This window comes from Hanstruepera sp. CR43 (genome assembly GCF_055227665.1).
In genome coordinates this window covers 620,221-638,898 of sequence record NZ_CP200078.1, presented here as the reverse complement: position 1 = coordinate 638,898, position 18,678 = coordinate 620,221, and the positions used below count along the sequence as shown (strand labels likewise).

The 18,678-nt window shown below is 35.8% G+C and carries 16 protein-coding genes; 8 read left to right on the top strand and 8 right to left on the bottom strand.

The genetic code is table 11. The features are described 5' to 3' along the window. Positions 1–153: 153 nt before the first annotated feature. Together ACKXGU_RS02695 and ACKXGU_RS02690 are read right to left on the bottom strand one after the other, a co-directional pair. Entirely contained in the window at positions 154–2,070 is a 1,917-nt protein-coding gene (locus tag ACKXGU_RS02695; protein WP_463466536.1) for an adenylate/guanylate cyclase domain-containing protein, read from the bottom strand. A 25-nt stretch (positions 2,071–2,095) separates the two neighbouring features. Further along, a complete protein-coding gene (locus tag ACKXGU_RS02690; RefSeq protein ID WP_463466535.1) occupies positions 2,096–2,593 on the bottom strand; it encodes a hypothetical protein in 498 nt (165 codons plus the stop codon). Between the two features lie 232 nt (positions 2,594–2,825). Between ACKXGU_RS02690 and ACKXGU_RS02685 the strand changes: the two genes are divergently transcribed. Beyond that, complete coding sequence (locus ACKXGU_RS02685) at positions 2,826–4,403, top strand: serine hydrolase (protein WP_463466534.1); 1,578 nt, start codon at positions 2,826–2,828, stop codon at positions 4,401–4,403. Continuing rightward, positions 4,403–5,125, top strand: a complete 723-nt coding sequence (locus ACKXGU_RS02680; RefSeq protein WP_463466533.1) for a DUF6090 family protein — start codon at positions 4,403–4,405, stop codon at positions 5,123–5,125. Before ACKXGU_RS02685 ends, ACKXGU_RS02680 begins: the two co-directional genes overlap by 1 nt. Here ACKXGU_RS02680 and ACKXGU_RS02675 read toward each other — a convergent pair. Continuing rightward, positions 5,117–5,797, bottom strand: a complete 681-nt coding sequence (locus tag ACKXGU_RS02675; RefSeq protein ID WP_463466532.1) for an SIR2 family NAD-dependent protein deacylase — start codon at positions 5,795–5,797, stop codon at positions 5,117–5,119. The genes ACKXGU_RS02680 and ACKXGU_RS02675 overlap by 9 nt on opposite strands. 93 nt (positions 5,798–5,890) lie before the next feature. Here ACKXGU_RS02675 and ACKXGU_RS02670 point away from each other — a divergent pair, with 93 nt between their 5' ends. Genes ACKXGU_RS02670 through ACKXGU_RS02655 form a run of 4 tightly spaced genes read left to right on the top strand, consistent with a single transcriptional unit; the run spans position 5,891 to position 8,685 of the window. Continuing rightward, positions 5,891–7,087 (top strand): hypothetical protein, encoded by a 1,197-nt coding sequence (locus tag ACKXGU_RS02670; protein WP_463466531.1) that lies wholly within the window; start codon positions 5,891–5,893, stop codon positions 7,085–7,087. Further along, positions 7,088–7,741, top strand: coding sequence for a TrmH family RNA methyltransferase (locus ACKXGU_RS02665; RefSeq protein ID WP_463466530.1), 654 nt, complete (start codon positions 7,088–7,090; stop codon positions 7,739–7,741). Positions 7,742–7,782: 41 nt separating this feature from the next. Continuing rightward, positions 7,783–8,307: an SRPBCC family protein gene (locus tag ACKXGU_RS02660; protein WP_463466529.1), complete on the top strand. Its 525-nt coding sequence runs from the start codon at positions 7,783–7,785 to the stop codon at positions 8,305–8,307. A 3-nt stretch (positions 8,308–8,310) separates the two neighbouring features. Continuing rightward, positions 8,311–8,685: a VOC family protein gene (locus tag ACKXGU_RS02655; RefSeq protein ID WP_463466528.1), complete on the top strand. Its 375-nt coding sequence runs from the start codon at positions 8,311–8,313 to the stop codon at positions 8,683–8,685. A gap of 7 nt (positions 8,686–8,692) precedes the next feature. Here the strand turns inward: ACKXGU_RS02655 and ACKXGU_RS02650 are convergent, their stop codons facing one another. Further along, positions 8,693–9,493, bottom strand: coding sequence for a carboxypeptidase-like regulatory domain-containing protein (locus ACKXGU_RS02650; protein ID WP_463466527.1), 801 nt, complete (start codon positions 9,491–9,493; stop codon positions 8,693–8,695). Between the two features lie 158 nt (positions 9,494–9,651). On the opposite strand from ACKXGU_RS02650, the gene ACKXGU_RS02645 reads away from it, so the two are divergent. Beyond that, positions 9,652–13,722 (top strand): T9SS type B sorting domain-containing protein, encoded by a 4,071-nt coding sequence (locus ACKXGU_RS02645; RefSeq protein ID WP_463466526.1) that lies wholly within the window; start codon positions 9,652–9,654, stop codon positions 13,720–13,722. Positions 13,723–13,762: 40 nt separating this feature from the next. On the opposite strand, the gene ACKXGU_RS02640 is transcribed toward ACKXGU_RS02645, so the two are convergent. From ACKXGU_RS02640 to ACKXGU_RS02625, 4 genes are all read right to left on the bottom strand, one after another. Next, entirely contained in the window at positions 13,763–15,565 is a 1,803-nt protein-coding gene (locus tag ACKXGU_RS02640) for a DEAD/DEAH box helicase (protein ID WP_463466525.1), read from the bottom strand. Positions 15,566–15,805: 240 nt separating this feature from the next. Next, positions 15,806–16,309, bottom strand: a complete 504-nt coding sequence (locus tag ACKXGU_RS02635) for a hypothetical protein (RefSeq protein WP_463466524.1) — start codon at positions 16,307–16,309, stop codon at positions 15,806–15,808. 175 nt (positions 16,310–16,484) lie between these two features. Next, complete coding sequence (locus tag ACKXGU_RS02630; RefSeq protein WP_463466523.1) at positions 16,485–16,958, bottom strand: hypothetical protein; 474 nt, start codon at positions 16,956–16,958, stop codon at positions 16,485–16,487. A gap of 76 nt (positions 16,959–17,034) precedes the next feature. Continuing rightward, complete coding sequence (locus tag ACKXGU_RS02625; protein ID WP_463466522.1) at positions 17,035–17,610, bottom strand: non-canonical purine NTP diphosphatase; 576 nt, start codon at positions 17,608–17,610, stop codon at positions 17,035–17,037. Positions 17,611–17,690: 80 nt separating this feature from the next. Between ACKXGU_RS02625 and ACKXGU_RS02620 the strand changes: the two genes are divergently transcribed. After that, complete coding sequence (locus ACKXGU_RS02620; protein WP_463466521.1) at positions 17,691–18,677, top strand: DUF4421 family protein; 987 nt, start codon at positions 17,691–17,693, stop codon at positions 18,675–18,677. Position 18,678: the final 1 nt, after the last annotated feature.

The following is an 18,678-nucleotide window of genomic DNA, read 5'->3' as shown; positions in this document are numbered from 1 at the left end:
CCTACCGTTTATTGTAGTTTTTTATATATGTAAATAATTGAATGGAGGAATCGTAATGCAATAACTTACTAGCTAGAAATTTTGAGATAAAACCTATAACTAAACTTTGCTAATATTAATTATTATACAAGTTGATGGAAAAATAATAAAAAACTAAACAAACTCCTTACTGTTATTCATGTACTTGTAAAAGGTTTTTTCTTTAATTCTATTGGCAAAATACATATTCATCATGCCCTTGTTCTTGACTTCAATTTCACCACGATATTCACATTCAAAAGCATCTTTAATGAGTTGGTAGGTATTTTCGGCAACATTGACTTTTCCTGGAGTTGAAGCCGATTCCATTCTGGAGGCCACATTGACGGTATCACCCCAAATATCATAGGCAAATTTTTTGGTGCCCACGACGCCAGCGACAACAGGTCCTGTATTGATGCCAACACGAATATCAAAATGTGCAATATCCGTATTGTATGAATTCTTGGTGTCTTCAACAAACCGAATGATTTCAAAAGCAGCCAGTGTCATTTTGGTTGCGTGATCTTTTGTTGGGAAGGGAAGACCACCAGCACACATATAGGAGTCGCCTGCGGTTTTGATCTTTTCAAGTCCATATTTTTCAATAATGGCATCAAACTTTGAAAAATAATAATCAACACTTTTTACAAGTTTTTCTGGAGGCAAATTTTCTGAATAACTGGTGAAGCTTTTAAAATCAGTAAACAAAACCGTAACCGAATCAAAACGTTTGGCTTCAACCTTACCATTTTGTTTTAGCTCATGGGCAGTATCTTCAGGTAGAATATTCAACAATAGATCATCAGACCGATTCTTTTCTTCTTCAATAATGCGCTTTGTTTTTTGAATGAATATATTACGTCTATAAAGTCCGAATGCAATAAGCGCACTTAAAAATAACGCCACAATAGTGGCTATGGCTAAATTTTGACGATTTTTCTTTTGTTGATTTAGAAGATCAACTTGAATTTGTTGATTTTTCTGCTGCTCGGTGAGTAAATCAACTTCGGTTTGCTTTTTGGAGACTTCAAAATCTGTTCGTAAATCAGCTATTTTTTGAAAACGTTCAATGTTGGCAATACTGTCTTTTAATTGCGCATATGTTTTGTAGTGCTCTAATGAAAGTTTGAAATTATTTGAGGTTTCATACAATTTAGAAAGTTGTAAGTTAGCTTCACTCAATTGTTCTTTTAACCCATATTTTAAAGCCAAATCATGGCTTCTTTTCGAGTAATTTAAGGCAGCATTCCAATTGCCTTTACCGAGATAAATATCAGACATATAGGTTAAATAAACCGAAATAGGATAATAGAGCTCCAGATCCTCCATGATTGTAATGGCTTCATTCATATTGGCTTCAGCTAAATCATCTTTTCCTTGTTCAGCATATACCATGCCCATATTGCCCAAAACAAATGCATTGCCTTCAAGAGAATTTATTTTTCTGAATATGAGTCCGGATTCCATAAAATGCTCGATGGCTAAATCATATTCCTGATTCATAAAATATTCGTCACCTAGGTTTGATAAACCATTGGCAAAATTCAATAAGTCACCTGATTTTTCTAATAAATTGATGCCAAGCTCGTAATATTTAACCGCATTATCATGATTTCGCATGATGGAATACACATCGGCAATAGAAATGTCAACTAATCCTAAATCTCGATCTATATTATTTTCAGAAGCTATACTCGCAGCTTCAAAGTAACTTTCCAGTGCCTGTGTAAAATCACTTTTAAGTCTCAAAGCGGCACCTCTATGTATATAGCCTTTAAAAAGAAAATTAATAGAATCTTTTTTTTGAGCATTTTTAATTAGTTCATCACTGTAGAATAATTTTTTTTGAGGGTCTGGATGGTTTTCTGCCAGTTCATTGAGATTTGAAAGTTTTTTAGATTCTTCAAATCCTGTCATTCTATAAACAGATTCCAAACTATCAGTTCGCGTTAAATTTTGAGATAAACCGTTGAAATAACAGCAAAAAAAGCCTATTAAAAAATAGGCTTTAAACTGATTTTTCGTTTGAATTCGTTTATAGTTTTTCATTTTAAATAAAAATTAAAAAACTACTTTAGGGTCTAACAGAAATTTTTGGATCAACTTTAAAGGTGCCGCCACGCCTTTCTCCATTGTTTAATACCGTAAACTTTATGGTATATTTTTCAACCTGGCCATTGGTGTTAGGTTGAACGACACCTACAACTTCTTCGGGTGTTTCACCATTACCATTCAAAATATTGGTATCAAAAACGTTATCACCTCCATGATAGTTAATGGAAGTCACATTAACAGTATCTCCATCAGGATTACTGGTTGATACACCGCGCCATATAATGGTGTCTCCAGCTGAAACAGTAATATTGAAATCCTCAATATTACCTTCGGATGTAATAGGGTCCATACCTGGAGATTGTGAGGTAAAATAACACATTTCCAGTTCATTTTGGCCAGTAATGTCTGCCGTATTCACATGTATGGTTACATAGTGAACTTCTTGGGCAAAAGTTGTTGCAAATGAAAAAAATAATACAACAACCAATGCTTGAAATAATCGATTAGATGTTTTCATTAGTCAATTAGTTAGTGGTTGGTTAATAAATACGAAATTTTAAAAAGGGATAAAAAATCGTTTAGCATTCACACATAAGGAAGTAAATTATTGGTCTGGTGTGATTTAAAGGAAATTAAATATAGTAAATAATTACTTACAAAAAAAACTTTATTAATTCCAAAGTGAATTTTTGAATCAAAGTCAAATAGGAATATCGTTTTCAAATAACTATCTTTCAAACACCAATTAGATGAAAAATACTATGAAATTACGTTCTTTAAAACTCCTGTTATTATTTTTAATTGTCCCCTTCGCACCATCACAAATTCATGCACAAGTTACTTCACATCAAATAGACTCCATTGTCAATTATGCCATGACCAAGTTTAATGTAGCGGGTTGTTCGGTTGCTGTTGTAAAGGATGGAGACATATTGCATGAAAAGGGCTATGGTGTCAAATCTATTGAAACTAAAGAGCTTGTTAACGAACATACTAATTTCGCCATTGCTTCAAATAGTAAGGCTTTTACTACCGCTGCTTTGGCTATATTGGTTGAGGAAGGCAAAATCAGCTGGACAGATAAAGTCAAAGATCATATTCCAGAATTTACCATGTATAATGATTATGTCCAAGATAATTTTAATATTATCGATTTAGTAACACATCGTAGTGGTCTGGGTTTAGGCATGGGTGATTTGATGTTTTTTCCACAAGGATCCGATTTCACCATTGATGACTTGCTGGCAAACTTCAAGCATTTTAAGCCAGAATCAGCATTTAGAACCAAATGGGATTATGACAACCTGTTATATTTGGTAGCAGGTGAATTGATTGCCCGGAAAAGTGGTATGACCTGGGAAGCTTTTGTGGAAAGCAGAATTTTTGAACCTCTAGGTATGGACAATACCTATGGATCATTGGCAAATATTAAAAACACAAATAATTTATCCGCTTCACATTCCACCGAAAAGGGAGACATCAGAATCATTCCAACGTTTGAAGAAATGATCAATGGTGCTGCTGGTGGGATATTTTCTAATGTCAATGATTTGTCTCAATGGCTATTGTTGCATTTAAATAAGGGAAAATACGGACAAAACCTTAATAAACAATTATTTTCCGCTTTCAACCATAATGAGATGTGGAAGATACACACGGTTATGGATGTGAATCCAAATCCGCGCTACAACTCACATTTTTCGGGTTATGGCTTGGGTTGGTTTCTGTCAGATGAAAAAGGGAATATGAAAGTGGAGCATACCGGAGGATTACCTGGTATGTTATCGCAAACCATTTTGATTCCAGATTTGAATTTGGGTATCGTTATTTTGACCAATACCAGTAATGATGGTGGTGGTTTATTTGCTTCAGTCTCACAGACTATATTGGATATGTACTATGGATTGGAAGATTTTAAATGGATTGATAAATATGCGGCATATATGGCATCCAACAAAAGCGGCGATGATGCTGCCACTAAAAAGGTTTGGGAAACAGTAGCCAATATGGACCAAAATGCCGTAGATAAAACAAAGTATATTGGTGTTTTTATGGACCCATGGTTTGGTAAAATAGAAGTGTTTAACAAGGATAACCAGTTATGGATTAAATGTCATCGGTCACCATTACTTAATGGACCTCTAAAACATTATAAAGATGAAACATTTGCCATAAAATGGGAATACCAAGATATGAATGCCGATGCCTTTGCGATGTTTACTCTTGACAACAATGGAAAAGCTACTGGTTTTACTATGAAAGGCATTTCACCCAATATAGATTTTAGTTTTGATTTCGAGGATCTTAATCTAAAACGCGTTGACTAATGGTATCGGCATTACGAAAAATCAGGAAGAAATTGTTAGAAGAAAAAAGGGCACAGCGTTATTTCTTTTATGCAATTGGAGAAATTGTGCTCGTGGTTATAGGTATTCTTATTGCTTTACAGATTAACACATGGAACAAGGAAAAACAAAATAGGGTTCATGAAACGACCATTCTTGAAAATTTAAAAGAGGATTTAGAAATTCAAAAGGAATTGATTCAAGAGCAAATAGATTTTGAGACAAGTATTTTAATTAAAGTAGATTCTGCAAAAACCTTTGTTTCAGATACCGCAAATAAAGTCGTTTTAGAAAGATTATTTAGAGATCTTGGTGCAAGACGCACGTTTAAAGCTAATCGTGCAACATTCAGTAACATGATTTCCAGCGGCAGTATTAACCTAATTACAAATGCAGATTTACAGAATAAAATTGTGAGGTATTTTCAACGTCTCGATTATACAGAATCTGTTGTGAACAATAACAACTTGTATATGGTAGATTCTAACTTTGGCGCTTTTGTGGCCAATAACGGTCTTGATTTAGAAGTTGACGAAAACAACAATATTGTAGCCACTACTAAATTCACCAATAAGCATAAAACCACCATATTATCACAACTTACTTATCGAAGTGCAGGCTCTAACAGTGCTAAAACTTTAAGTGAGGTTCTATTGGGAATCACAAATGATTTAACTCAAGAAATAGAACAGTATTTAAAGTAGTTTTATGAGTTGAATGGCCTGGCTAACACCAATTGTGGCTGGCTGTGCAATAACCTTCAGATTATTTGAACGCGTTATTGCAGGTTTAGGATCAATATAATAGATTTGTGTGCCATTGGGAACGTAATGCATCAAACTTGCTGCGGGATATACCTGCATAGACGTTCCGACAATCATTAAGATATCAGCAGTGGCGCAAATATCAATAGCGTTTTCAATCATCGGTACAGCTTCGCCAAACCATACAATATGAGGCCGCATTTGATAGCCTTGATTGCAAACATCTCCCATAACCAAGTCGGTTTTCCAATCCACAACATCATGTTCATTATAAGTACTTCGGGCTTTAAACAACTCACCATGTAAATGTAGAACCTTTGAACTGCCAGCACGTTCATGTAAGTCATCAACGTTTTGAGTAATGATGGTTGTTTTATAGTGTTTCTCAAGGTTGGCTAAATCTTTATGTGCAGCATTAGGTTCAGCTTCGTGTAATTGTCTTCTACGCTGATTATAGAACTCCAATACCAGTTCGGGATTTTTGGAGAACCCTTCAGGAGTGGCTACTTCCATCACATCATGACCTTCCCAGAGGCCATTGGCATCTCGAAATGTTTTTAAACCACTTTCGGCGCTCATACCAGCACCAGTTAATACAACTAAATGTTTCATAGTTTAAAATTATAAAAATTACGAGATAATAATTGATAACTTATTTGGTTTTATAGTTTAAATTGTAAATTTAGACAGTCTAAAAATCAAATCATGAAACATTTTTTAGTAGGATTTTTATTTTTCATCACTATAATATCATTAAATGGTTGCGCTAACGATGATAATATCACCCGTTTAGAATCCAGTCTTGTCTACAAAGTCTATGAATTAAATACTATTAGTGATCCCAGTGTTACAGGTTATGCACGATTTGTGAAAAATGAAAACCAATCGGTTACTATAGAATTGAATTTATCCGGACTATTAATGGATCAAATGCATCCAGCACATATTCATTATAATACAGCTGCAGAAACCGGCGATATTGCCCTTACTTTAGGCACTGTAAACAGCAATACAGGAAGAAGTGAAGTAACCATTACTGAACTCGATGATGGCACACCCATTACTTATGAAGAATTGTTGGATTTTGATGGTTATATCAACATACATTTAAGCAATTCAAATTTGGATATTTTAGTTGCCCAAGTGGATATTGGACAAAACGAATTAACAGGTGTTACAAAAACTTATGCTTTGTTGCAGTTTGATAACTCGGAAATAGACGGATCAGCTAAATTCTCCCAACGAAAGAATGGAGAGGCATTGGCAACCATTCAGCTTACAAATGCTGTTGATGGTGAGTTGCATCCGGCGCATATTCATCATAATACCGCATTGGAAACGGGTGATATTGCCTTAACATTCAATCCAATCGATGGCGACACAGGGATTAGTTACACGAACATCAATCAATTGGATGACACTACTCCTTTTCTTTATGAAAATGTTGAAGCTTTTGATGGTTACATCAATGTGCATTTAAGCGAAATAGATAATAGTATTGTTTCACAAGGTGATATTGGCGAAAATGAACTTACTGGCGAATCAGTCGTGTATGACTTAAACGAAGTGGATATCGTGGACATTAGCGGAACCGCATCTTTTTTCAGACGCCAAAATGGTGAAGCCTTGGCTATTATAGAATTAATGAATACACCTGTTGATGGCATACATCCGGGCCATATTCACGAAAATGATGTGGCCACTACGGGTCCAATTATGTTCACATTCAATGACGTTGATGGTAATACCGGAATAAGCCAGACTAATGTGATACAATTAGATGATGGAACACCTTTTGGATATGATGACGTGTTGGAAGTTAATGGCTACATCAATATTCATTTAAGTGCTTCTGATTTGAATACCTTGGTTGCTCAAGGAAATATTGGTGTAAATGATTAAATGGTCGATTTAGAATTACTGGAATATTTAGAAGGGTATCTTACCGAGAATAGAAAAAACCGATTTACAAAAGTACTAGACCAACGTACCAAGCATTTTACGGTAGCCATTGAAGATGTTTACCAATTACACAATACCAGTGCTGTCATAAGAAGTTGCGATGTTTTTGGAGTGCAAGAAGTCAATATTGTTGAAGAGATTAATAGAAAGCGCATTGACCGAGAAATTGCTATGGGAGCCCAAAAATGGGTAGATTTAAACCGCTTTAATTCTGTTAAGGACTGTTTGCAGGAATTAAAATTACAAGGTTATCAAATTGTTGCCACAACACCTCATACCAATGATTGCTTATTGCAGGATTTTGATGTCACCAAAAAATCCTGTTTCTTTTTTGGCCGCGAAACAGAAGGGTTGTCGCAAGAAGTTTTAGATCAAGCCGACAGCTTTCTAAAAATACCTATGGCAGGCTTTACTGAAAGTTTGAATATTTCGGTTTCAGCAGCCATAATCTTACAACAGGTTACTTCAAAACTCAAGTCATCGGAAGTTAATTGGCAACTTACTAATGAAGAAAAAGCCGGTAAACGCTTGGATTGGATTAAGAAGACGATCAAAAGTTATGACGACATTGTTAAAAGATTTTATAATCAGTAACTATTTTGTAGTTTTAACTTAACTAACTAAAACACATAGCCATGATTTTTCTTTATATAGTATTGGGTATCATAGCCTTGATATTGGTACTTGCCATAGTTGCACCAAAATCTTATGACGTCAGTCGCAGCATTATTATTAATAGGCCTTTACCTGAAGTCTTCAAATATCTAAAGTCCATTAAAAATCAGGATGAATGGTCTCCTTGGAAATTAAAAGACCCTAACATGAAACAAACATTTACGGGAACTGATGGTGAAATCGGGTTTATCTCCAAATGGGAAGGCAATAAAGACGTCGGAATGGGCGAACAGGAAATTATAGATATTATAGAGGAGAAGCAGGTCATTACAGAACTACGCTTTTTAAAACCCTGGAGATCAGTTTCTAAAGGTTATTTGAATGTCGAAAAAGTAGACGATAACCAGACCAAAGTCATTTGGGGATTTGCAGGAAAAAACCCTGTACCTTTTAATATATTCATGCTGTTTTTCAATTTTGAAAAAGCGGTAGGTAAGGATTTTGATGAAGGACTATCGAGATTAAAACAACGTTTAGAACAATAAGATATGAAATACAACATGGTTGGCTGGTTTGAAATACCAGTATCCGATATGAATCGTGCTAAAGCATTTTATGAAGCCGTTTTTAAGGTTGATATTCAAGTGGTAGATTTTGGCGGCTTGTTAATGGGCTGGTTTCCGGATAGAGGTGAGGTTCCCGGTGCTCAAGGTACTTTAATAAAGCAAGAATCCTACATACCAAGTCAGGAAGGTACTTTAGTTTACTTTATTTCTGACAATGTCCAAAATGAATTGGATAGAGTAGAAGCGGCTGGTGGTAAAATATATCAACCTAAAACACAAATATCACCTGAACATGGTTTTATGGGTGTATTTTTAGATACCGAAGGTAATCGAGTTGCTTTGCATTCTAGAGAATAATAAGTATTTACAAACGCCCTTTCTTACGGCTACGACTTAGTACTTTGTATTCTTCGTAGCATTCACTTATGGCATCCAGAATTTGAAGATCATTGGCAGTCTGAATAAAACTAGCCGAGTAGTTACATTGTCTTACAATTTCATCTAAATCTACACGATCAACTTGAAGCAAAACAGTCAACATTTCTCGATCAAAACGCGAAGCTAGGAGATTTCGTATCTCATCATCCTGCTTCATTTGCTTGAGTTTTTTCATCTCGTTTGGTTTTCTACCAAACATCTTATAGAGAAAATCGGCTGGATTAAAAATGGCACCCAGTACTTTGGTTACAGAATTAGAACGGTTGCCAGCTTCATAACCAGTGGTAGGCAACCCTGAAATACTATAACGATAATTAGTGTTTACAGGAACTTGAAGGATATCGACTTCCAATACTCCAGTCAGTTTAAATTCGTTTATAACAACTTCTTCAAGAGCAAAAGCCAATTCGGTCAATTGAATGGTTGAACTACCATACTTTATCCAGTCATTGGTAACCCGTACCTTGATAGACTTAAAACCTAAATACGAAAAATGCAGCGTGTCATTGGGTTGCGCCTGGAGTTCAAATTCGCCTTTGCTGTTTGTAGTTGTTCCGACAACACGATTAAGATTGACAATGTTAACACTTTCCATGGGAATACCATCGGAAGCATTGGTCACAATTCCCTGTACCATAGTATCTTCCTCTTGCGAGAAAGTAAAGGTAGTCGCAAAAACTAAAATAAGTAGGAAAAAGTGCTTCAACATCATTACGAAATTAGGCATAAAAGTACTAAACAAAAAAATAGATTGTGAAATTAGGTTGGAATTTGACTAAAAATTAACAATTTGGTCGGAATTAACAGTCAATTAAAGGGTTCAATTTTTTTTGGTCGTTTTTTTATCCTATTTTAGAAACTTGCTATTAATCATTTGCTTAAGACATGAGGTTATTTTCTTGTTTAGCCCTGGTATTATTCACTTCAGTATTATTTGCACAAGGAGAGGCTAATTACTGGTATTTTGGTCGTAACGCAGGTTTGGATTTTAGTTCTGGAACTGCGGTAGCTATTACTGATGGTGCATTAAATACTAATGAAGGTTGCTCAACTATTTCAGATGCTGATGGCAATTTGTTGTTTTATACCGATGGGATAAGAGTTTGGGACAAAAATCACAATACCATGCCGAATGGGTTTGGTTTAATGGGAAATGATTCAAGTACACAATCTGGTATCATAGTTCCCAAACCTAATGACCCCAACATATATTTTATTTTTACAGTTGCACAGTTAGGTCAAAGTGCTGGATTGCGTTATTCTGAAGTAGATTTAACCCTGAATGGAGGCAATGGCGATGTGACAGCAAATAAAAACATTCTCCTTTCTACACCATCTACAGAAAAAATTACAGCAATTCAACACGCGAATGGATTAGATTATTGGGTTATAGCCCATAAATGGAATAGTGCTGATTTTGTGTCATATCGAGTTACTTCGGCGGGTGTCGAAACATCGGCTGTAGTAAGTACCGTTGGAAGTGTGCATAATGGTAATCAAGCAGAAACTATTGGTTATATGAAGATTTCGCCTGATGGACAAAAATTGGCGATTGCAAAGTGGTATAACAATACTTTTGTTGAGGTCTTTGATTTTGATGCCAATTCCGGAACAATCAGCAATGTTGTTAATTTGTCTTCCATGTTTTCAAGTGGTTTTAACAATGGTGTTTATGGAGTCGAATTTTCACCCAATAGTGAACTGTTGTATGTATCTGATACACGATTTAGTTCTGGGTTGTTTGAAGTGCATCAGTTCAATATAGCTTTGGGCAATGAAACCGATATTATCAATTCCGATCAGATGTTATATCAAGGCACTGATGTTATTGCTGCCCTTCAATTAGCTATTGATGAAAAAATTTATCTGGCGAATGGCAATTCAGGTTTCTTGGATGTCATTGAAAACCCCAATGAAATTGGTGCAGCAGCAGGTTATGTTAATAGAGCACTCTCGTTATTGGGCCGTGATTCAGCTTTAGGGTTACCGCCATTCATTCAATCGTTTTTCCAGGTTGGAATTAATGTCGAGTTTACATGTGTAGGCGATGAAACACAGTTTTCGATTAATTCCAGTCAGGAAATAGCCAATATTCAATGGGATTTTGGAGATGGGAATACAACCAGTGAAGTGAGTCCCACACACGTTTATACTATTGCAGGAACCTATCCTGTTACCGTTTCCGTGAATTCGGTTAGTGGGACCAATCGGTTTTTTACAACCAATATCGTAATTCATGATGTTCCTATTGCGAATGAGGTAGCGGATTATCATTTATGTGATGATAGTACAAATGACGAAGTCGAAATTTTTGATTTGAGCACTAAAGATTCAGAGGTGTTGGGAACGCAATCAGATTCGGTATTTGATATTCGGTATTACGAAAGTATGGAGGATGCTCAAAATCACGAAAATGAACTACCTACAAGCTATACCAATATATCCAATAGTCAAACTATTTATGTTAAGATATATAATGTTGATAATTTAGATTGCTACGATATTACCAGTTTTGATTTAGTAGTCGATACCATGCCAGTTGCCAATACACTCAATAATTTGATACTATGTGACGATATTTCCAACGATGGTACAGAATTGGTTGATTTAACGCAGTTTAATGATGCCATATTGAACGGACAAACAGCTTCCGATTTTAATATATCGTATCATATTTCTCAAATGGATGCCGAGAATGATGCTAATCCATTACCAGAAGATTTTCAGACGGTCGATAATCCGCAGCAGGTGTTTATTCGCATTGAAAATGTTGTCAACGAGAACTGCTACGATACAGGCAGTTTTGAGATTATCATCGATGAACAACCAATAGCATACCAACCTGACGATATGTTTCTATGTGATGATCTGAACGATGGAGAAGAAGCCTTTAATTTAAGTTCTCAAAACAACCAAGTATCCAACGGACAAGTGGGCTTTAATATCACCTATCACTTGAGTCAGGAAGATGCAGACGATGATCAAAACCCATTGACATCGCCTTATACCAATGAAACTAATCCACAACAAATATTCGTTAGAATAGAAAACACGAATAACAGTAATTGTTATGACACTACCAGTTTTACTATTCAGGTAGATGCCCAGCCAATTGCCAATACAGTTACCGATTTGATGGTATGCGACGATGTTTCCAACGATGGCACTGAATTGGTTGATTTAACGCAGTTTAATGATGCCATATTGAACGGACAAACAGCTTCCGATTTTAATATCACGTATCATATCTCTCAAATGGATGCCGAGAATGATACTAATCCATTACCAGATGATTTTCAGACGGTAGATAATCCGCAACAAGTTTTTATTCGCATTGAAAATGTTGTCAACGAGAGCTGTTATGATACAGGGAGTTTCGAAATTATCATAGATGAACAACCGATAGCTTATCAACCTGACGATATGTTCCTTTGCGATGTTTTGAACGATGGTGAAGAAGCCTTTAATTTCAGTTCTCAAAACAACCAAGTATCTAATGGACAAGTGGGCTTTAATATTACCTATCACTTGAGTCAGGAAGATGCAGACGATGATCAAAACCCATTGACATCGCCATATACTAATGAATCCAATCCGCAACAAATATTCGTGCGAATAGAAAACACGAATAATAACAATTGTTATGACACTACCAGTTTTACTATTCAGTTAGATGCCCAACCAGTTGCCAATGTGGTTGCCGATGTGACTACCTGTGATGATGCTTCCAACGATGGCACTGAATTGGTTGATTTAACACAGTTTGATAATGTTGTACTGAACGGACAAGCGGCTTCCGATTTTAACATCACTTACCATATTTCTCAAGTTGATGCCGAGAATGACGCTAATCCATTACCAGATAATTTTCAGACGGTAGATAACCCACAGCAGGTTTTTATTCGCATTGAGAATGTCAATAATGCCAGTTGCTTTGAAACAGGTTCATTCCAGATTATAATCGATGATTATTTGGAAGCCTATCAACCTGATGATATGTATCTATGTGATGCGTTTAATGATGGTGAAGAATCTTTTGATTTAAACTTGCAAAATGACCAAATATCCAATGGACAAACAGGAAATTTTGCAATTACTTATCACGTGTCACAAGCTGATGCCGATTTGAATGAAAACCCGTTAAGCATACCGTATACCAATATTACGAATCCGCAGCAGATTTTTGCCAGAATAGAAAACATGGAAAATTTTGATTGTTATAACACAACATCATTTTACATTGAGGCTTTAGAAACACCGGATCCAGACATGGAAACCACGTACTATTTCTGTACAGATGAAACAGTGGTTCTGGATGCTGGGTTTGGTTATGACTCTTACCTGTGGTCTACCGGAGAAACAACCCAGTCTATTGTTGTTGGTAGCGCAGGAAATTATGATGTTACAGTTGCTTACGACTATCCAACTATGCCGCCGTTGTCTTGTAGTTTTACCGAAACGGTTCAAGTCATTGAATCAGATGAAGCCATTATAAACGATATTGAGATAGAAGATTGGACGGCTTATGATAACACCATTACGGTTGAGGTTTCTGGTATTGGAGACTATGAATTCTCAATAGATGGTATAAATTATCAAAGCAGTAATGTCTTTAATAACCTGCCTGTTGGCGAATATACGGTTTACGTTAGAGATCAAAATGGCTGTGGTGTTGTGAATGAAGAGGTCTATGTGTTGTATTATCCTAAATTTTTCACACCAAATGGTGATGGCGATAATGATAATTGGCAGGTATATTTTTCTCAAACAGAACCTGATATTACCGTATTGATTTTTGATCGATATGGTAAATTGCTGAAGCAACTCAATGCCTTAAGTGATGGTTGGGATGGTACCTTTAATGGAGAATATATGCCAACATCTGATTATTGGTTTGTAGTAAACAGACCGAGTAAGGGCAAACAGTATCGTGCGCACTTTACATTAAAACGATAAACAAAAAAGCCAAGTTTTAAACTTGGCTTTTTTTTGAAATCTATCTTCTGGAACGTCTTGGTCTGGATGAACCCGAGGACGTTCTGGTTTCAGAACGTCTGGATTTAGATCCGCCTTCAGAACTTCTACGACTGCGTCTGTTCCCTGAATCATTTTTAGAACTTGATCGTCTTTCACCTCTTGGTTTGTCATCGCGTCTGCGCTTACCACCATCACGACGTCTTTTACCGCGACTGGTGCTTTTGCCTTTGTCTTCACTGACTTCCACATTGACGAAGCGGCCGTTATGTTTAAAATCGGTAAAAAAGGCTAAAACTTTGTCCTGTAATTTACTTTCGGTTGTAAAGAACGAGAAACTGTCCTTAACATCGACCTTAAAGACATCATCGCGACCCAACTCTAAAATTTCTTTCAAGAAGTCTTTCAGTTTCATCCAATCATACCCATCTTTTTTACCGACATTTATAAAGTATCTGGTATTGTCACCAGAATCTCCTGGTCGGTCACCTGATACATCACCTGAAATGTTTAAGTCATGTGATTTTTGATAGTAATTGAAGAAACGTGTGAACTCAACCGAAAAGAATTTCTTAATCAATTCGTCTTTACTTGTATCTTCAAATAGTTGATTGATACTATCTAAATATTTATCAATTTCATGGTTTACTTCGGTGTTGTGGATTTTATTTGCCAATGACATCAATTGCACTTCGCAAATTTCCATGCCATCTGGAATATCCTTTTTTACAAAGTCCTTTTTAATGATGCGCTCAATACTTTTAATTTTTCGCACTTCACTTTTAGACACAATAACCATAGAAACACCTGTTTTTCCAGCACGACCTGTACGACCGCTACGGTGGGTGTAAGTTTCTATTTCGTCTGGTAATTGGTAATTGATTACGTGTGTGATATCATCAACATCAATACCACGAGCAGCCACATCAGTAGCCACAAGCATTTGGATTTGCTTGTTACGGAATGCTTTCATTACCAGATCACGTTGGTTCTGACTCAAATCGCCATGCAAAGCACCAGCACTATAGCCATCTTCAATGAGTTTTTCGGCAACTTTTTGTGTGTCGCGTTTGGTGCGACAGAAAATAACCGAGAAGATATCAGGGTTGGCATCCGCTAAACGTTTCAACGCTAAATAGCGATCTCTGGCATTCACCAAATAGTATTCGTGAGAAACCTGATCACTACCCACGTTTTTAGTACCAACCGTTATTTCAACAGGTTGATACATGAATTTTTTAGCAATGGTTGCCACTTCTTTAGGCATGGTAGCCGAAAACAACCAGGTGTTTTTTTCTTGCGGTGTATGCGATAAGATATCGGTAATATCTTCATAGAATCCCATATTCAGCATTTCATCGGCTTCATCTAAAACTGAATATTCAATTTTAGAGATATCTACCAAACGGCGGCTAATCATATCTTTCATACGACCAGGTGTGGCTACAATAATTTGCGCTCCTTTTTTAACCTCTTTGGCTTGCTCGGTAATACTCGCACCACCATAAATAGCCACCACATGTAAGCCTTTACAATGTTTGCCGTATTGCTTGAGTTCATTGGTGATTTGTAAGCAAAGCTCACGTGTAGGCGATAGGATTAAGCCTTGAGTGGTGCGGCTATCCATCTGGATTTTTTGCAACATAGGGAAACCAAAGGCAGCTGTTTTACCAGTTCCAGTTTGTGCCAAGGCCACCAAATCGGTGTCTTGATTCAATAAAATAGGGATGGCTTGAGCCTGGACATCACTAGGGGTTACAAAACCCATGTCATTAATAGCTTGTATTAGGTCTTGGTTAAGACCTAAATCTTGGAATGTGTTCATTCTTAAATGTAAGTATTCGATTATGTTATAAGGTGTTACAACAGAAGCGAATCGACATACTTAACCTGAAACTTCTTGGTAACACATCCTCACCCTGAGGAATACGAAATACAAAACGCTGTATTTCAGTCGGCAAAGATACACTTTTATTTGAGATGTCATTCCTAAATTAATTAGATGTTAAATATCTTTAACATAGCTTGAAATAAAAAAATGAATAATGAGATATAGAACTTTTGTTTATTGGACTATTAATTCAAAATTCACTCGGTTTATACTTTTCATTTTTTCAGTGAAAACTAACTCTCCGTTTTTATTGAAAACTTGTTTTTCTATTATTAATCCATCAGGTATATGTATATTTAATCTTCTCCAAACATTCAATATAAATGGATCTGTCAACAAAGGCTTGGTATGTAAAGTAGTATCAATGACATAAATATGATAGCCATACTTATTTTTCTTTCTAGTCTTTGTTGTTTTAAAAATAACTCTATTGTACTTTTTATTATTAATTAGGGTGTCTTCTAATTTTTCAAGCTTATAATTTTTAGAATCCCATGAGTTACTTTTAAATTGTTTTATATACTCATTAGGCAAAATTATGGTGCTTGGATTTATATAGTCTACATTCGTAATTCCTTGAGCGGTAAGCGTGTCCTGATCACGGAAGTACAATTCGAAATTTATTGTCTGAATTCTTCCAAATAGACAAATAGTAATCATTGGTTTTACTATTAACATAATAGTTCACATTTCTAACTGAATTCGATTTGAAAGACTCCCTTTCATATTCAATACGATAGTCAAAATCATAATTCGACTTACTTGAGAAAGCAGTCAGCATGAAAAACAATACTAAAACTCTCAAAACCATTTAAAAATCAGTTATTTAAATATTTTAAAAATTGAAGTCTTTTTAATTATGATAAGCCGTATTATGGGCTAACGCATTGCCGCAAGAAGCACAATTCCCAGCAGATGCGCCACCGCCTGCACAACCGTTGCTACAGGTATAATGCCATACGCCAGCTGCATTTTGACCACCAGTTTGAGTGGTTTGAGTGGTTGGTGTGGTTGTTGGCGTCGTTGGTGTTGTAGTATTGGTATTGGCATGATAAGCCTGATTGTGACTTAAGGTGTTGCCACAAGTTGCACAATTTCCAGCTGCTGCGGCACCACCAGCACAACCATTACTACAGGTATAATGATAAACACCTGATGTGTTTTGAGCAGTGTTGGTTTTTTGTTGGTTTTGCGCATCAAAGACGCGTAAGGGCTGTAATTCGGCTTCTTTGGATGTTTCTTCGGTTGTTTCGGCTTTGTTTTTGCAATTATAAAGTGATAAGGTTGTTATACAGATAAGTACTGTTAGTATTTTAGAGTATTTCATGATAGAATGTTTTAGGTTGCCTAAATATAGTATTAATTTTTACAATTGGTGTAAAGTTTGGGTTCTTCGGCATAAATTATATACCATTTAAGAAATCCACCAATTTCAGGACTGCTTTACCACGATGGCCAATTTCGTTTTTTTGCTCCAGAGTCATTTCAGCAAATGTTTGGTTAAAACCATCAGGTTTGAAAATAGGGTCGTAGCCAAAACCATCAGTTCCCTTTTTTTTAGAAGTAATGTCACCTTTACAAATACCTGTAAATGTATGTAGCTGACCATGGAGGTGCAAAGCTATAATCGTTTTAAACTGGGCATTTCTATTGGATTTATCGGTTAGATTTGTCAATAATAAATCCATATTATCATTAGCATCACGTTTTGCGCCTGCATAGCGTGCTGAAAATACACCTGGTTCACCATTAAGAGCTTCAACTTCCAAACCAGTATCATCTGCAAAACAATCATAGCCATATTGGTCCTTAACATATTGCGCTTTTTGAACAGCATTGCCTTCTATGGTAGATTGCGTTTCAGGGATATCCTCAAAACAACCAATGTCCTTAAGACTTAAAAGTGTGATATGGTTTGGTATTAATTTTTGGACCTCTTGGAGTTTGTTGAGATTATTGGTAGCGAAAACAAGTTGCATATTTGTTGAATTAATGTAATTTTAGCTTCAAACGATTATTTGTGAAATAAATCACGGTAAATTTAGTTGTTTAATATGATATGATTCAGAGATTTCTAGTTCTTGTTGCCTTTTTGTTTGTATCAGTATCGGCACAGTCCCAAATAGAACAAAAGCGGGATTCTTTAAACCTTTTTAAGATCATTGATTCCTTATTTATTGATCATGATTTAAGTAATTATTCGGCTAGATTGTTTTCCAATTATAAAGTCAAGCAATTTCGAATTTTAAACGATGGTAATCGCTCTCGTTATATTCCCAACAACAGATTTGGCGTTGGGTTTGGAGTAGCCAATAGTAAATTACTTATAGATATTGCCTTTAATATAAAATCTGGTAAAAAGGAAACCACAGACAGATTTGATGCACAGGGTAGTTTGATATTAGGAAAGCACAACTACATCAGTTTTTATTTGCAGACTTATAAAGGTTTTAACATCCGAAATAATTTTGATGAACCTAATGTTTTTAGGCATGATATAAAATCATCAACTGCTGGATTTAATTATCTGTATACGTTTTCCGAAATTGAATTTTCTTTAGCCTTACTGAAAGCTGGTATGCCAAAACGAAATCGTAAATTACAGATTACGGGAGGTATTGGAACATTTGCAATGTTTGATACGTTTAGAGCTGATGGTGATATTTTAACCGAAAATGGTGTGCAGTACTTTAATGAGGAAGCTGAAATTGAAAAGTACAGTGGTAGAGCAGTAGGTATTCTGGGAGGTTTTTTATCCCAATATGTTATATCGGATAATTTTATTGCTACATGTAATTTGATGCCTGGTGTGGCTTTGATGAATAAGAAAGTCAGATTGGATGATGGTAGTTACCGACCTTCAAACCCCATGCTTTATAAACTGGATTTTTCCTTTGCTTTGGGATACAGTATAAAAAGGTATTACATCAACCTCATTTACGGAACCGGAATTTATGCTACTAATTTAGATTTTGGAAATGAGTATTTGTTTAATCATTCCATGGCCAAGTTTGCTATTGGTTATAAACTGAAAGTGAAGAAATAAT

Excerpts from the sequence above, each read along its gene's own strand:
- ACKXGU_RS02695 (WP_463466536.1), bottom strand. The coding sequence starts at position 2,070 with ATGAAAAACTATAAACGAATTCAAACGAAAAATCAGTTTAAAGCCTAT.
- ACKXGU_RS02690 (WP_463466535.1), bottom strand. The coding sequence starts at position 2,593 with ATGAAAACATCTAATCGATTATTTCAAGCATTGGTTGTTGTATTATTT.
- ACKXGU_RS02685 (WP_463466534.1), top strand. The coding sequence starts at position 2,826 with ATGAAAAATACTATGAAATTACGTTCTTTAAAACTCCTGTTATTATTT.
- ACKXGU_RS02680 (WP_463466533.1), top strand. The coding sequence starts at position 4,403 with ATGGTATCGGCATTACGAAAAATCAGGAAGAAATTGTTAGAAGAAAAA.
- ACKXGU_RS02675 (WP_463466532.1), bottom strand. The coding sequence starts at position 5,797 with ATGAAACATTTAGTTGTATTAACTGGTGCTGGTATGAGCGCCGAAAGT.
- ACKXGU_RS02670 (WP_463466531.1), top strand. The coding sequence starts at position 5,891 with ATGAAACATTTTTTAGTAGGATTTTTATTTTTCATCACTATAATATCA.
- ACKXGU_RS02665 (WP_463466530.1), top strand. The coding sequence starts at position 7,088 with ATGGTCGATTTAGAATTACTGGAATATTTAGAAGGGTATCTTACCGAG.
- ACKXGU_RS02660 (WP_463466529.1), top strand. The coding sequence starts at position 7,783 with ATGATTTTTCTTTATATAGTATTGGGTATCATAGCCTTGATATTGGTA.
- ACKXGU_RS02655 (WP_463466528.1), top strand. The coding sequence starts at position 8,311 with ATGAAATACAACATGGTTGGCTGGTTTGAAATACCAGTATCCGATATG.
- ACKXGU_RS02650 (WP_463466527.1), bottom strand. The coding sequence starts at position 9,493 with ATGCCTAATTTCGTAATGATGTTGAAGCACTTTTTCCTACTTATTTTA.
- ACKXGU_RS02645 (WP_463466526.1), top strand. The coding sequence starts at position 9,652 with ATGAGGTTATTTTCTTGTTTAGCCCTGGTATTATTCACTTCAGTATTA.
- ACKXGU_RS02640 (WP_463466525.1), bottom strand. The coding sequence starts at position 15,565 with ATGAACACATTCCAAGATTTAGGTCTTAACCAAGACCTAATACAAGCT.
- ACKXGU_RS02635 (WP_463466524.1), bottom strand. The coding sequence starts at position 16,309 with ATGTTAATAGTAAAACCAATGATTACTATTTGTCTATTTGGAAGAATT.
- ACKXGU_RS02630 (WP_463466523.1), bottom strand. The coding sequence starts at position 16,958 with ATGAAATACTCTAAAATACTAACAGTACTTATCTGTATAACAACCTTA.
- ACKXGU_RS02625 (WP_463466522.1), bottom strand. The coding sequence starts at position 17,610 with ATGCAACTTGTTTTCGCTACCAATAATCTCAACAAACTCCAAGAGGTC.
- ACKXGU_RS02620 (WP_463466521.1), top strand. The coding sequence starts at position 17,691 with ATGATTCAGAGATTTCTAGTTCTTGTTGCCTTTTTGTTTGTATCAGTA.